This window comes from Psychrobium sp. MM17-31, from assembly GCF_022347785.1.
Classification (GTDB): Bacteria; Pseudomonadota; Gammaproteobacteria; order Enterobacterales; family Psychrobiaceae; genus Psychrobium.
On record NZ_JAKRGA010000003.1, the window covers coordinates 333,859 to 349,483 of the forward strand.

General features: G+C 43.6%; 13 protein-coding genes. 5 read left to right on the forward strand and 8 right to left on the reverse strand.

Annotation, left to right across the window (positions count from 1 at the left end):
- Positions 1–54: 54 nt before the first annotated feature.
- The 7 genes from MHM98_RS10370 to fabB form a co-directional block, all read right to left on the reverse strand.
- Positions 55–3,705, reverse strand: coding sequence for a FimV/HubP family polar landmark protein (locus MHM98_RS10370; RefSeq protein ID WP_239439202.1), 3,651 nt, complete (start codon positions 3,703–3,705; stop codon positions 55–57).
- Positions 3,706–4,077: 372 nt separating this feature from the next.
- A complete protein-coding gene (locus tag MHM98_RS10375) occupies positions 4,078–5,088 on the reverse strand; it encodes an aspartate-semialdehyde dehydrogenase (protein WP_239439203.1) in 1,011 nt (336 codons plus the stop codon).
- Positions 5,089–5,131: 43 nt separating this feature from the next.
- The gene (locus MHM98_RS10380; RefSeq protein ID WP_239439204.1) at positions 5,132–6,256 is read right to left on the reverse strand and encodes a 4-phosphoerythronate dehydrogenase; all 1,125 of its coding nucleotides are present in this window, start codon (positions 6,254–6,256) and stop codon (positions 5,132–5,134) included.
- A gap of 56 nt (positions 6,257–6,312) precedes the next feature.
- Positions 6,313–6,492 (reverse strand): hypothetical protein, encoded by a 180-nt coding sequence (locus tag MHM98_RS10385; RefSeq protein WP_239439205.1) that lies wholly within the window; start codon positions 6,490–6,492, stop codon positions 6,313–6,315.
- 330 nt (positions 6,493–6,822) lie between these two features.
- A complete protein-coding gene (locus MHM98_RS10390; protein WP_239439206.1) occupies positions 6,823–7,326 on the reverse strand; it encodes a YqiA/YcfP family alpha/beta fold hydrolase in 504 nt (167 codons plus the stop codon).
- A gap of 18 nt (positions 7,327–7,344) precedes the next feature.
- Positions 7,345–7,947 carry an RDD family protein gene (locus MHM98_RS10395; RefSeq protein WP_239439207.1) on the reverse strand — a complete coding sequence of 201 codons (603 nt, stop codon included), beginning with the start codon at positions 7,945–7,947 and terminating at the stop codon, positions 7,345–7,347.
- A gap of 145 nt (positions 7,948–8,092) precedes the next feature.
- Positions 8,093–9,307 (reverse strand): beta-ketoacyl-ACP synthase I, encoded by a 1,215-nt coding sequence (gene fabB / locus MHM98_RS10400; protein WP_239439208.1) that lies wholly within the window; start codon positions 9,305–9,307, stop codon positions 8,093–8,095.
- Between the two features lie 133 nt (positions 9,308–9,440).
- On the opposite strand from fabB, the gene mnmC reads away from it, so the two are divergent.
- Genes mnmC through MHM98_RS10425 form a run of 5 tightly spaced genes read left to right on the forward strand, consistent with a single transcriptional unit; the run spans position 9,441 to position 14,129 of the window.
- Positions 9,441–11,501 (forward strand): bifunctional tRNA (5-methylaminomethyl-2-thiouridine)(34)-methyltransferase MnmD/FAD-dependent 5-carboxymethylaminomethyl-2-thiouridine(34) oxidoreductase MnmC, encoded by a 2,061-nt coding sequence (mnmC, locus tag MHM98_RS10405; RefSeq protein ID WP_239439209.1) that lies wholly within the window; start codon positions 9,441–9,443, stop codon positions 11,499–11,501.
- Positions 11,488–11,664, forward strand: a complete 177-nt coding sequence (locus MHM98_RS10410; RefSeq protein WP_239439210.1) for a hypothetical protein — start codon at positions 11,488–11,490, stop codon at positions 11,662–11,664. Before mnmC ends, MHM98_RS10410 begins: the two co-directional genes overlap by 14 nt.
- The gene (locus MHM98_RS10415; RefSeq protein ID WP_239439211.1) at positions 11,651–12,367 is read left to right on the forward strand and encodes a methyltransferase; all 717 of its coding nucleotides are present in this window, start codon (positions 11,651–11,653) and stop codon (positions 12,365–12,367) included. The genes MHM98_RS10410 and MHM98_RS10415 overlap by 14 nt, the downstream gene beginning before the upstream one ends.
- A gap of 46 nt (positions 12,368–12,413) precedes the next feature.
- Positions 12,414–13,745 (forward strand): amino-acid N-acetyltransferase, encoded by a 1,332-nt coding sequence (gene argA / locus MHM98_RS10420; protein ID WP_239439212.1) that lies wholly within the window; start codon positions 12,414–12,416, stop codon positions 13,743–13,745.
- Positions 13,746–13,775: 30 nt separating this feature from the next.
- A complete protein-coding gene (locus MHM98_RS10425; protein WP_239439213.1) occupies positions 13,776–14,129 on the forward strand; it encodes a hypothetical protein in 354 nt (117 codons plus the stop codon).
- A 56-nt stretch (positions 14,130–14,185) separates the two neighbouring features.
- Here MHM98_RS10425 and MHM98_RS10430 read toward each other — a convergent pair whose 3' ends face one another.
- Complete coding sequence (locus MHM98_RS10430; protein WP_239439214.1) at positions 14,186–15,412, reverse strand: threonine/serine exporter family protein; 1,227 nt, start codon at positions 15,410–15,412, stop codon at positions 14,186–14,188.
- Positions 15,413–15,625 lie beyond the last annotated feature (213 nt).

Sequence of the window (15,625 nt, forward strand, 5' to 3'; positions counted from 1 at the left end):
ATGCGCTTGTTTAAAGAGGACTTATCTAAATATTCGTCCCTTAACACAATTAAGCTAATGCTTAAGTCGCTTCATCAGCTTTTCGACTTCTTTTATTTGCGACTCATCGCCTGACTGCTTAACTTGCTCCAGCATATCGCGGGCGCTATCTTCGTCATCAATTTCCAAATAAGCACGTGCTAAGTCGAGTTTTTTCGATGCGCCGTTTGGATCATCATCAACATCGATGCCACCGGTTTCTGGCAACATTTCAGGAAACTCATCAAGACCAATATCTAAATCAACGTTTTGATACGGCTCAGCTTCTTGCTCGTTCATCGCCGACTCATCAAGCAACTTATCGATGTCGATAAAACTATTTTCTTGCTCGAACTTAGGAAGTTGTTCACTTAATTGCTCTTCAGCATCGAGCAAATCAACCGCTGGTTCCTTGATATCATCGAGCTGAGCTACGCTATCAGCTAACGTACTGTTTACCGGTGCTGCCACCGACTCTTGCGTTGACGGTTCAATCACAGCTTCTTCATCAAACTCGGCCATCGATTGTGTTAGATCTGCGTCATCTAACTCTATGGCGTCGCTATTAATAAACTCATCAAGCTCAACTGCCGCTTGCGCAGTTTGTGGCTCAGCTGATGTATCAAGCATGCTGTCTAACGCATCAACGAGATGTTGTGCTTCTTGGCTTGGTGCAAGTTCTTGCGGTTGCTCTATGGCCAACTCAGGCGTTGGTTCACTCGATGCTACTGGCTCGATAAAGTCATCAAGCGATTCGAGCGCTTGTGCTAAGTTTTGCTGCTCGGCATCACTCAACCCACTATTACTTTCGGCGGAATCAGTTACTTGTGCAGTTTGTTCGCTAAAAAAATCTTCCTCAGTAGCATCTTCAGTCATCAGATAAGGCTCATCTACCGTATCTAATTGTGACAACTGCTCAAGAGTACTGATTGGTCTGTCATCTTGTTCTGGGGCAGCTAAAGAATCAGTTTCAGTTAGTAGTTCATCTAGCCCCTCTGGCGCAACAACCTCTTCTTCAACTTCAAGTGTTAACGGCTCAATATCATCTTCTGGCAGTTCAAGATCGGGTTGTGACGCACCACCAAGCAGTGAATCAATGTCTTCGACATCTGAAACCGTGCCAGTTGACTCCGCCGACGTATCAACCGTCTCTTGTGAAACAAGCTCGTCTGTTTCGGCTAAACTCTCTGTTTCCGAAAGCAGTGCATCAATATCATCAACGGCAACATCAGCTGCTGGTTCTACAGCATCTTCTTCAACCAATTCGTCAGTTTCCGCTAAACTCTCTGTTTCCAAAAGCAGTGCGTCAATATCATCAACTGCAACATCAGCCGCTGGTTCAACTGCATCTTCTTCAACAAGTTCATCGGTTTCTGCTAGCAGTGCATCGATATCATCAACTGCAACATCGGCTGCTGGTTCTACAGTATCTTCGTCAACCAATTCGTCAGTTTCAGCTAAACTCTCTGTTTCCAAAAGAAGGGCATCAATATCATCAACAGCAACATCGGCCGCTGCTTCAACTGCATCTTCTTCAACAAGTTCATCGGTTTCTGCTAAACTCTCCGTTTCCAAAAGAAGTGCATCGATATCATCAACTGCAACATCGGCTGCTGGTTCTACAGTATCTTCTTCAACCAATTCGTCAGTTTCCGCAAGAAGAGCGTCAATGTCATCAACCGCAACATCGGCTGCTGGTTCTGTAGCATCTTCTTCAACCAATTCGTCAGTTTCCGCAAGAAGAGCGTCAATGTCATCCACTTCAACCGGTGCATTAGCTTCATCTAGCAATGCATCAATGTCATCCACTTCAACCGGCGCGTTGGCTTCGTCTAGCAATGCATCAATATCATCCGCTTCAACTGGCGCGTTGGCTTCATCTAGCAACGCATCAATATCATCTGCTTCAACTGGCGCGTTGGCTTCGTCTAGCAATGCATCAATATCGTCAGCGTCTACAGGTGCGTTAGCTTCGTCTAGCAATGCATCAATATCATCTGCTTCAACTGGCGTGTTGGCTTCATCTAGCAGAGCGTCAATGTCGTCTGCGTCAACAGGTGCGTTAGCCTCGTCTAACAAGGCATCAATATCATCTGCTTCAACTGGCGCGTTGGCTTCATCTAGCAACGCATCAATATCATCTGCTTCAACTGGCGCGTTGGCTTCATCTAGCAGAGCGTCAATGTCATCTGCGTCAACAGGTGCGTTAGCCTCGTCTAACAAGGCATCAATATCATCCGCTGCAACTGCATCATTGGCTTCATCCAACAGCGCATCGATATCATCGTCACTTGTTAATTCGTCGGCATCATCAACTTCTAATTCGTCGGCTTGGGCCAATAACGCATCGATGTCATCGGTGCTAACAATTTCATCAGAAAGATCAGGATCACCTTGTGCCTCTTCCTCTTCAAGCTCATCAGCTTGTGCCAAAAGCGCTTCTAAATCGTCTTGAGCTAAAATCCCCTCATCTTCTTTAGGAGCTTCTTCTTGGGTAACCTCTTCTTCTGGCTCTGGTAATTCAGAACTGTCATCTAGTTGAATTTCATCGAGATCAGATGGCACTAATAATTCATCATCTTCATCGCCATCTGACAACAGATCATCATCAAGATCTGGTAAATCATCAATGTCACTGATTTCTAAAAGATCATCGTCTTCATCACTGATCAACAGATCGTCATCAGCATCTACTTCCAACAAGTCATCTTCGGTTTCGAGATCAGGAACCGCATTATCATCTGCTGCAGTTTTCGCTTCTGTTGGCTCTTCAGGCGCTGGCTTATGACGACGTACTAACCAAAAGAAAACACCCGCCATAATACCAGTGGATAGTAAGCTGAAAATGGTGCCGATAACCCAACCGTTGTTAAGTAGCGAATCGTGCTCCATATCTTTCGCAAGTTGAATTTCTGCTAATTCGTCTTTCAACTCTGCTAATTCTTCGTGAGCTTGCAGATCTAAAGCTTCTTGCGTCTGCATTTCTGCAAGCTTGTCATCAAGAGCCTTAATTTGCTCTTTTAATGCCTGATTTTCTTTAATCAACAGCTGCATATCTGTCATCGCTAGCGCAAGCTGCTCTGATAGTCCAGGATTTTCCTGCTGCACTGGCGTTACGTTCGCGCTCTGGTCATCAGTATCTGACTGTTCAGGCCCTTTCTCATCAACAAATTCCGGTTTTTTCTCAACTGGCTCAGGTACTACAACCGTTGGTTTAGTCTGTTGCGTTTGAGTCTGTGTATTTGTTGTGGCTGGTGGTTTCGATTCAGTGGTCGGCGACACAGTTCGCGGAGCAGGACGGCTATTCGTCTTAAGTTGATCGTTATTGGCAATGCGAAGTTTGGCTGCGGCGTCAGTGATGCTTTCAATATCTGATTGAGATGGAATTGTCAGCGTTGAACCACTAATAATTGAATGAATGTCGTTGTTTTTAAAAGCATGAGGATTTGCCATGAATATGGCAATTAAAACTTGATCAACGGTTAGTTTAGGATCTGGGCGATGGTTAAATGCGATACGCCACAAGGTGTCAGTTGTTTTTACTGGACCATAAGTTGCCGTTTTATTCTTGCCGGCCACCTTGTTATTGGGGCCAACTAGCTCAATAGGCTTAGCCGCAACATCTGCTGCGATAAACACGGAAAAAACGATACAAGTCGATATACAGGTACTTATTAAACGATTCATAAAGTCCATCTTGGTCCCTTGTTAATTGGATTACTAACCAACCGATTTTTATAATTATTTTAACTGTTTAACAAACGGCCAATGGGAGCCAATTACCTTCACAGCATCAAAATTTTTATCTGAATATTAGTGCGTTATATTATCAGTAAAAATTTGTAAGCCAAGCGCTTAATGACAATTGGTCATAATAATTAATGATTTTATCAGTCAGTGTTAAAAATACGTCAAAGCATTGACCTAATCATCTGTGCAAATAATAAGCCAAGCTTATTGCAACTGACTAATGGTCGGTAAACGTTAGTCGTTATTTGAAGCAAAAAAAAGCCGTGATGTTTGTGACATCACGGCTTTGTATATTTGATAATATGTTGATTAGTAAAAATCGCGAACTAGCATTTCTGCAATTTTAACACTGTTTAACGCACCAGTTGTTTTAACGTTATCACTCACACTCCACAGGTTTACCGCATGTGGATGAGATGTATCTTCGCGTAAGCGACCTACATGAACCATATCACTGCCAGAGGCGTCATCAATTTGGGTTGGAATGTACTCACCGTCAATTTCAACTGGCTCTACCATCATTAACCACTCACGAATTTGGTCAACATCAATTGGCTGACCTAATTCAATGTTAATGCTTTGACCGAGACCGTAAAACACTGGTGTCATAACAGCAGTTGAGTTAATCGCGATGCCTGCGTCACCAAGTAACTTAATACTTTGTTCGCGCAGCATAGCTTCGATATCAGTTTCGCCTTCATCTAACACCTTACCTACTGTTGGCAAAATGTTGAAAGCGAGCTGTGACGAAAACGGATTATCTTCAACGGTTAAGCCGTTAAGCAGTTTGCCACATTGACGCGCAAGTTCATTGATGCCTAAATCACCGGCACTCGATACCGAATGATGACTGGTGACATTAATGCGCGTTATGCCTACTTGATCGTAAATTGGCTTTAACACCGTCCATAATTGAACCACACTTGGCGTTGGGCTCAAGATGATATTTGCATTGCGAAAATCAGCAATGGCATTGCCGTTGATGTGTGGAATAACCATTGGGATTTCTGGTCGCTCGATAAATGCATTAGTGCTATCGATAATAGCTGCGCCGGATTCTGCGGCTATTGGTGCATATTTTAACGATACTTCATCGCTATGGCAGAAAAACACAATGTGCAACGTCGACCAATCAACGTCTTTAGCATCTTTTACTGATAACGACTTACCATTAAATAGCGCTGTATCCTCGTCTGTAACTTCTACATCAATCGGCAGTAACGTGTCGATGGCAAAGTCACGCTCACCTAGGGTTTCTATAATCGCCTTACCCATAGCGCCGTTTGCACCAACTACACCTACATTAAATTGCTCAGACATTGTTTGCTCCCCAGTCATTCAATAAGTCATCCAAATAAAAAAGCTAAATCGTATTAAAACCAAGACCGCGCAGCGTCGCTGCGTCAGTTTCATTAGCCGCGTGCACGGTAATTGCACTAAATTCGCGGCGCACTTTATACTGTTTTCGTAAATTATCAAAGCCTTTCGCCGATAAACCGTGCGCCCGCACAAGTTCATCATCATCGCGTACGTCGTAGACTAAGGTTACTAACTGCTTAATATCTTCGACAGTAAGCGCCTGTTGCAGCTTAATATCACTGACATTAGCTTTAGGTAGTAGAGAAACAAGGGATTTCTCTGGCACTTTATTGGCTAATTCACACCAGCGTTGATACAACATATAAGTGCCACGCGCCTTGCCTTCAAATGAATAACCCGCAATATGCGATGATGCGATATCAACTTTATTGAGTAACGATTGATTAATCTGTGGCTCGTTTTGCCACACGTCCATAACGGTGATGAGCTCTTTGCCGGTAGCCAATAGCTTGTCTAATGCTTCGTTATCGATTACATCGCCACGACAGCTGTTGAGTAAGATCGTGTTGTCCGATAATTGTGATAGGCGCTGTTCGTCAAATAAATGATAAGTTGGATATTCGCCTTCTTTAGTCATTGGCACATGCAGCGAAATGATGTCGGCTTTCATTACCTCATCCATCTCACGGTAGTCCCCAGCTGCACCAGCATCTTTAAGCGGCGGATCGCAAAAGAAATGCTCAATAGACAGAGCGGTCAAAATCTTTGCCAGCTGTTTACCGATATTACCTGCGCCAACAATAGCAACGCGTTTATCTTGCAATTCAAATCCTTTACGACTGGCGAGTACTAGCAGAGAGCTTAGTACATATTGCGCGACGCCTATCGCATTACACCCCGGCGCATTGGTCCAAGTAATGCTGCGTTTATCTAGACAGGCTCCATCAATGTGATCAAGCCCAATGGTCGCTGAGCCAACAAAGCGCAGCCTGTTGGCTTTAGCAATCAATTCGCTATTGACCTTAGTGATTGAGCGCACTAGCAGCACATCGACGTCAATCAGATCATCAGCGACAATCTCGCGTCCTGCTTTAAAGGTAATATTAGAAAAATCACCGAATAACTCAGTGACGTATGGCATATTCTCGTCGGCTAATACATTGATCATTAAGGACTCAACTTAGAATGGGAAAGACAGAAAAACAGGTGTGGATTGTAGCAGCTTTAACGCGAAGTTCGAATGCGACGATCAAATATTTCCTTAAGATCAAGCATCTTGACGTTACAGCGCGGTAATAGAACTACAAATGAGCTGTATTCACCTAGACGCTTCTTTTCTTCTAGCGCAAACTCATGGATATTAACGTCAACTGCTTGATCTTTACGATTTGCGTTAAGAGACATGATGTAGTCGTATGTTCTAACCTTAATGATCAATTTTCTGTCTATATAACTGTCTATAAACTGATAAGTTGCTATGTCACCCCAACTAATTACTTGGCCTGGTATATTAATCCCTAAATGATTCAGCGACATAAAGAACTTAGGTTTGATTAATGTCTTTACAGAGGTTATTAGTATCCCTAGTGATATCAATAATCCCACTATAGAAATGAACGTATCTTGTTGCCATGAGGTTAGTGCAAACATTGCAAAGCCGATACTAAATAAAATAAGACACATCGCCGCTGTTTTAGATTCTCGAACTTCAATCATTCCCATCACCCACAATAACTACAGCAAGGATCTCGTCAAAAACTGCGAGAATAATTCTTCGACGGTTTCCAATGAAGAATTTAGTCGATGGTCGCCATCAATCAAATGCAGTGAACATTTGGCGGTCTTGGCGTAACGAATCGAATGTTCGGGTGCGATAACATCATCTGACCAGCCGTGGACTATTTCGATATTGGGCGCAGTTGAATATTCCTGTACTTGATAACCGTCGATATAAAGCGCTGGCGCGAGTAAAAACACCCCTTTAATTTTTGAATTGGTTTGACTCGATGCTACCAGTGATACATAACCGCCCATACTTGACCCTACTAGAATTAGATCGTCACTTTGTTGGGCAAGTACCTCAGCTAATCGTGCAACCCGCTCATCGGGATCTAAAGTATTGGTGTAATCGATGCTATCAACGTCGCAGCCGAAAGACTTAGCGATATCAGCTAAGCGTTTTATTTTCGAACCCCAAGGACCACTTTCTTTACCGTGGGAGAAGATTATTTTTGTCATGAATTACTACCGTAGTAATTAGTTTTGAAAATTAGAAACTTTCGTGCCAGCAATGTAATCATGTAAGCAACGACGCTCTTTACCAAAAATAAATAATGGGTTAACAATACCTACAATTAATTGGCCAATAAATGGAATTAACGAAATTACATGCAAAATCAAAATTCGTTTGAGGAAAACCGTACTAAGACTTGCTTTAGTTCCATCGAGATTCTCAATTCTAATACCCACTAACTTTTTACCTATGGTTTGACCATAATGATGTATCAAGTAACCTTGGATAATTAGAAAAGTCGTTAAACCATAAACAAAGCCAAGCGCTTGTTGACCAATAGTTAGAGAATTAAGAGTTTCCAGCCCCCAATAGATAAACAACGGAAGTGAAACTCCGACGCCAATCAAGCCATCAATCAACGCCGCTACAAAACGGTCTCCACGACTAGCTAAAGTCCCATCTGCTTTTTGATTTGAGTCCTCGGCATCCACCGCTTCTCTTTTCTTGATTAACGAATCAATCTTCGCTCCTCTATCTGGGTACTGTTCGCGGTCAATATTGCGCTGCGCATCATATAATTCTGCTAACGAATATGTCGAAAAGTCGATTTCATTATCTTTATTCATATCATTCCTTGTTGGCTATTTTCTTTACTAATGAATTAATTTTAATCGTGAATTACAGTGTTCGCCAATAGTAACTATTAATGAAAAAAGCCACCTAATTCGCATTAGATGGCTTTCATCAATTAACAGCGTTTAAACGCCTTAATTATTTTTCAAACTTTTGAAAAACTAATGTCGCGTTAGTGCCGCCGAAGCCGAAGCTGTTTGACATTAATGTCTTCAATGGTTTTTCTTGTAGCTCGGTAACTACTGGTAAACCTGCTGCTTGTTCATCTAATTCTTCAACGTTAATTGATGGTGCAATGAAGTCGTTTTCCATCATTAATAATGAGTAGATAGCTTCATGTACACCAGCTGCGCCTAGTGCGTGACCAGTTAGCGATTTTGTTGAACCGAATGCTGGGATTTTGTCACCGAATAGTTCTTTGATAGCGCCAAGTTCTTTCACATCACCCACTGGTGTTGAAGTACCGTGCGTATTGATGTATTCGATATCGCCATCAGTCGTTGCCATCGCTTGTTGCATACAACGTACTGCACCTTCACCTGATGGAGCAACCATGTCGTAACCGTCAGATGTTGCACCGTAACCTACAACTTCAGCGTAGATGTGTGCGCCACGTGCCAATGCGTGCTCAAGTTCTTCAACAACGACCATACCGCCACCGCCAGAGATTACGAAACCATCGCGGTTTGCATCATAAGTACGTGACGCTTTTTCTGGTGTTTCGTTGTATTTAGTCGATAGTGCGCCCATCGCGTCAAAGCCCATAGCTAATGTCCAATCAACTTCTTCGCCGCCACCAGCAAATACGATGTCTTGTTTGCCAAGTTGAATCTGCTCTAGTGCGTGACCAATACAGTGTGCAGAAGTCGCACAGGCTGAGCTGATTGAGTAGTTAATGCCTTTAATCTTGAATGGCGTTGCTAATGTCGCTGATGTGGTGCTCGACATGATTTTTGGTACTAGGTAAGGACCAACACGCTTAACGCCTTTTTCGCGAAGCTTGTCTGCACTAATGACTTGGTCAGATGAAGACGCACCGCCACTACCGGCAACTAAACCTGTGCGAACGTTAGAAACCATTTCAGGGGTTAACTTTGAATCGTCAATTGCTTGTTGCATTGCAACGTAAGCGTACGCTGCTGCATTACCCATAAAGCGCATTGCTTTACGATCGATGTGCTCACTAGGATCTAAATCGATGTTGCCCCACACTTGGCTGCGAAGGCCAATTTCTTTGAATTGCTCTGAGTAGCTAATACCACTGCGACCATCGCGCAATGATTGAGTTACTTCTTCTGCGTTATTACCAATACTTGATACAACGCCTAAACCTGTGATTACGGCACGTTTCATTTTAAATCCTGTTGTTTCATAAACTGCCCGCATTGTAATAACTTTCTATTAACTTAGTGGTCAGCTTTCATAGCCAATTTAATCAATTTCGATGATATACTACGCGATATTTTGTATCACGAGTATTAAACATTTGTTTAAACAGCAAAAAAATTGTCTTTCAGCCGCTAAATTAAGCTGGAATGACAACGGAGAGCCGACCTCTGTTGAATTTAACGACATCTATTTCAACACCGCCGATGGCCTTGATGAAACGACTTATGTTTTTATTGAGCAAAACAAACTTCACGAGCGCTGGTTACAAACCGACAGTGCCAGTTATGTCATTGCCGAAACAGGCTTTGGTAGTGGCTTAAACTTTCTGGTGACGTGGCAGCATTTCAAGCATTTTAGAGCGCACAACCCAAACCACCCGTTAAAGCGCTTATACTTTATTAGTTTTGAAAAATTTCCGCTAACACAGGGCGACTTAATCAAGTCACACCAGCGTTGGACTTCTCTATCCAAGCAAGCAACTGCACTGCAAAGTCAATATCCACCAGTATTAGCAGGTTGCCATCGTATGCCCTTCGCTTTAGATGACGACAATAGTCAGATCATTCTCGATTTGTGGTTCGGAGACATCAAAGACACCATCACCCAAGTTTCAACGCCGCCAGAGGGCATTGTCGATTCGTGGTACCTCGATGGCTTTGCGCCTAGCAAGAATCCCGAGATGTGGAACCAAAACCTCTATAACAACATGGCGAAGCTGTCTAAACACAATGCGTCGATGGCCACATTTACCGCTGCTGGCGATGTCCGTCGCGGCTTGCAACAAACTGGTTTTGTGATCAAGAAAGCCAAGGGTTTTGGTAAAAAGCGTGAAATGATCACTGGGCTGTTTGAGCGCACCGACAAATACACCAATCACAATCCGTGGTTTTATCGCCAAGGAGTTACACAGTTCCCCCATAGTAATGAAGGCGCTTCAACACCATCGCGCATAACCATTGTCGGCGGCGGCGTTGCAAGTGCAACATTAGCCCTCGCCTTAGCAAAACGCGGTATCAGCAGTGAAGTATTGTGTAAAGATCAATCCTTAGCTTGCGGTGCGTCAGGTAATCGCCAAGGCGGTTTTTATCCGCTAATCAATGGTCAGCACGATTTATTGTCTCAATTTTATGCGCCCGCGTTCTTGTATGCAGCCAATCGTTATCATGACATTATCCAACGCAACCCAGAGGTCGGTAAGCTATGCGGCGTACTGTCATTAGATCATGAAGAAAAACAGGCCAAAGCCCATAGTAAAGTAATTGACTCAGCAATCTTTCCCAAGGGGTTGGTAGAACAATTGACCGCCGGGCAAGCTAGCACATTGAGCGGTATCGCTATCGAGCATAACGCACTGCACTTTCCTACTGGCGGCTGGGTATCTCCAAAATCATTAACCAGTGAGCTGATTAAACTTGCTCAGCAGCATAGCGAGGTTGTAGTTCGCTATAACTGCCAAGTTGAATCGATAAACTTCGTCGAAGATAATTGGCAAGTGAATATCACTGCTCAATCGCCACTTAAGGCTGACATCCTCGTGTTAGCTGCGGGCCATGAAATAGCCAACTTTGCACAATGTCAGCATTTGCCATTCTACGCGACGGCCGGACAAGTCAGTCACCTCAATTCAACGGAGACTAGCGAGAAACTTAACAAAGTGCTTTGCTATCAAGGATATGTCACGCCAAGTCATAATGGTTCACACAGTCTTGGGGCCAGCTTTAATCGCGATATTAGCGGCTATGACGTGAACGATATTGAGCATCAGCAAAACCTCGATAAGCTTGAAATCGATGTCCCAACACTTTTCACAGAAATTAATAATAATGTGAATGGCGGCAAAGTTGGCGTGCGCTGTAGCGTCAAAGATCATCTGCCGATGGTGGGAAATGTGCCAGAATACAATGCGACCAAAACGCTTTATAACGATTTATACAAAGGCAAACCCGCCCATCATTATGAAAATTCCCCCATCGAGTCGCAGCTATTCATGCTAGGCGGCTTAGGTTCTCGAGGTTTGTGTTCTGCCCCGCTGCTCGCAGAAGTATTAGCTTGTCAGCTAACTAACGAGCCAATGCCAATGTCACAATCGCTGTTAGATCAATTAAATCCAAACCGTTACTGGATAAAGCAACTAAAGAAACACAATGTCGACATTTAAATTACAACACTTTGCAATCGAGCAATCTGTCAATGCGATGGCAGAAGTATTAGCTTGTCAGCTCACCGATGAGCCAATGCCACTGCCACAATCGCTGTTAGATCAATTAAATCCAAACCGTTACTGGATCAAGCAATTTAAGAAACACAATGTCGACATTTAAATTACAACAATTTGCCATCAAACAATCCGTCAATGCGATGAAGGTATGCACTGACAGCCTGATTTTTGGTGCACTAACGCCAGTTGAAAACGCGGAGCGTGTGCTTGATATTGGCGGCGGCACAGCAATTTTATCACTAATGGCAGCGCAGCGCGGCGCTAAACACATCACCTGTGTCGAATTAATGACTGCGAGTAGTCAAGAAGCTAGTGACAATGTGAACAACTCACCTTGGTCAGCCAGAATCTCGGTAATCAATTGCGATATAAATAATTTCGAAAGTGACGATACGTTTGATGTCATCATCTCCAACCCGCCGTTTTTTGATAATCACTTAAAAAATGACGATAACTTACGCAATACGGCGCGCCATACAGATACCCTTAGCTACCAACAATTGTTAACAAAGGCTAAAGCACTCCTGAGGGATGATGGGGTTATTTCACTGCTCCTTCCCGTGCATACAATTGAAGCTATTAACGAGATATGCAATACACTTCAATTAGTTATAACAAAGCGCTGTGATTTAATTACTATCCGTGGTGGCGTTGCTAAAGTCACCGTATTGGAAATCCGTAATCTTGCCAATGGCAGTTTCGCGCAAATGCCCGCTGTCAATACGATTACCGTCTATAATGCTCATCAGCAATATAGTGAACAAAGCGCTCGTTTATTAAAGAATTTTTTGTTACGGTTTGCCTAATCTCAATTTCAGCCTATAGCTTGCCATCGTCCAAAGGAACAGCATCTTGCAAGAACGTACTACTGACTTAGTGAATTGGTTTCGTCAATCAGCCCCTTATGTGAATGCCCATCGTGGCAAAACTTTTGTCATCATGCTCGGCGGTGAATGTATCGCTCATGACAATTTCTACAACATCGTAAACGACATTGCCCTACTCAACTCGCTTGGCATTAAGATAGTTGTAGTTTATGGCGCACGACCGCAAATTGAAGCACGACTCAAAGAGCACGGCATTGACAGCAACTTCCATAAGCAAACACGTATTACTTGTGACGCTGCGTTTACACAAATCAAACAAATCGTTGGTCAACTGCAGTTTGAAATTAACGCCCAGCTATCAATGGGTCTAATCAATACGCCGATGCAAGGGGCAAATATCAACGTCGTCAGTGGTAATTTCATTACAGCCCAACCGATGGGCATCGTCGATGGCATCGATTTTTGTCACAGCGGCCGAGTTAGACGTATCGATACCCAAGGTATTAAACGCCAGCTTGATCAACAAGCTATCGTCCTTGTTTCAATTATCGGCTATAGCGCCACAGGTGAAAGTTTCAACTTAAGCGCCGAAGAAATTGCTACTCAGTTATCCATTAAACTCGGCGCCGATAAAATGATTGGTTTTGCGTCTGAGCGCGGTGTACTCGATGATAATGGTCAGGTGTTATCAGAATTATTGCCAGATCAAGCAGCAGAGCGCCTTACTAAACTCGAATCAGAAGGCCGAGTGCTTAGTGGCACAGCTACTTATTTACGCGCGGCGATTGCCGCCTGTAAAGCCGACGTCGCTCGCAGCCATCTAGTGAGCTATCAACTCGACGGCGCACTATTGCAAGAGCTATTCTCACGCGACGGTATCGGTACCCAAATCGTGATGGCGAGTTCAGAGCAATTACGTCAAGCCACCATCGATGATATCGGCGGCATTATGGATTTGATCAAGCCACTAGAAGAGCAAGGCTTATTGGTAAAACGCTCTCGTGAACAATTAGAAATGGATATTGATAAGTTCTCTATTGTGATGCGTGATGGCTTAGTCATCGGATGTGCGGCGTTATATCCAGCAAAAGACAACAAAATTGGTGAAATGGCTTGCGTTGCCACCCATCCCGAGTATCGTAAGGCCTCGCGTGGTGACTCCATCGTTAAAGCAATCAGTAATCAAGCCATTAAGCTTGGGTTAACCCAACTCTTTGTATTAACTACCAGCTCGATACACTGGTTTAGAGAACGTGGCTTTAACCCTGTTTCTATCGACCAATTACCGGTGGAGAAACAAGTGATGTACAACTACCAGCGCAACTCGAAAATACTTATAAAGGATCTCACAGCCTAAGCGCTGCGAGAATAACGAACAGCCGAAAGCATGAAACACCTTAAAAAGATCCATCGCGCCCCAGTTCGCGTCTCCCGCATTCAAGGCAGACGTATGCGAAATAATTTCCGTCGCACGATGATCGATTTAAAAATTGCCCTCGCCCAAGAAAAAGAAGAAACAGTAGAAATGCTGCAAATCTATGGCAAAGGCATCAAGGGTCAAGCGGATAAGCAAGATTTAAAAGTGGCCCACGCTCAATTCTTCGATATTCTTAAAGGATTGGGCTTGGGGGTGTTTGCTATTTTACCTTTCGCACCTATCACCATTCCGGTAATTATCAAACTCGCCAAAGCGGTTGGCGTCGATGTTTTACCGAGTTCGTTTAGTCAAAAAGATAAATAAGTCGAGATAGTCATATACAAAAATGCCAGCAAGTTTGCTGGCATTTTTATTTGTCGCTAAAGTGATCTGGAAGGTCTTAAAACAACACTTGAGAATATCAATCCCGCCACTAATGACATGAAAATCAAAAACGACTGCGTGCCTATAGAATCTACCGCTAAGATCTGCTGTCCAGACACTACGGTATTTAATCCAATATATACCTTACTTCCCGGGACTAGAATCACTAAGCCCTGTAGTGACACCAAAATAGCTGGTGCGTTAAACACGCGAGAATAGAAATTACTGTAGATACCAACACAAAACGCACCGAAGAATGCCCCTAAGGCAACGTCAAAATACGTCGCAGCAACAGAGCTCATCCCAAAGGCGATAAAACCAGATAAAATACCCCACGGCGAATCTTTAAGGCGAATTTTGAACATCACCACGAGACTTGAGCCGAGCAAGAACACGGCAAACCATGATGTCCACGCTGGAACTTGTTCTGGCTGCACAAAGGTTGCGTCTCCCCAAACCATGCCGCCAATAGCAAAGCCTAACACTGCACCGAAATACAGCTTAAACAGCAACATAATGGCATCCATAATACGGGCAGTGCCCGACATTAAATCTCGCGCCGCAAGTTCCCTCAATCCTAGCGTTAATGCCAAACCGGGAATAAAAGCGATAATGCTCGACAGCACCACCAACGACTTATTGATTTGCGGATCAAAATGCATAATCCCTGCGACACAAAATGCAGAGACTAATGATACTAAGGGCTCTAGCATCTTGCTAACACCCTTAGAAATGGACGCCCAATAGACAAATAAGTACACCACCAAGCTCATGATGAACGACCAAATAACATCGTTCCAACTAGTTGCCATCAACATGGCAAAGGCGCCACCAGAGACACCAAAAGCGACAAAAGATACAGGATGAGAATATGGATCAGGTTTATTTTGAATTTCTTCAAGACGCTCGATTGCATCAACTAACGTACGCTGACCACTCGCTAACTCATCCACTAACTCATCAGTACGGGCCAAAGAGCCCAAATCTAAATCCCCCGGCTTAACCCGCACAACATAAAGCTGTTGCTGTTCGTGTTCACCAAGTTGCCACAACGCAAATGTCAGCGATGTTGGCGTCACAATAAACGAGCCTCCCATGCCAAGAATTGCCGTTACATTGAGTAAGTGCGCCTCTAGTCGATATGCGGGCGTACCGAATTTATGCAAGGCTTTGCCAAGATTAATAATGAATTTTCTACGCTGTGAAAACGGCGATGACGTCACGATCTTTTCCCAAATAAAAGATGGTTTAACCTGTGTTATGACCAGATTAGACTTTAGTTGAATTAATACACTCTACGCTTGGTTTGCATATCATGGCAAGTCTTTGATCACAAAGGAGCAAGTATAAAGTTGGAGGACTTGTTGCGACGTTGCAAATTTGGGGGCGATTGTAGAGATTTAAAGCGAGGTGTAAAGCGTTTTTTAATGAATAAT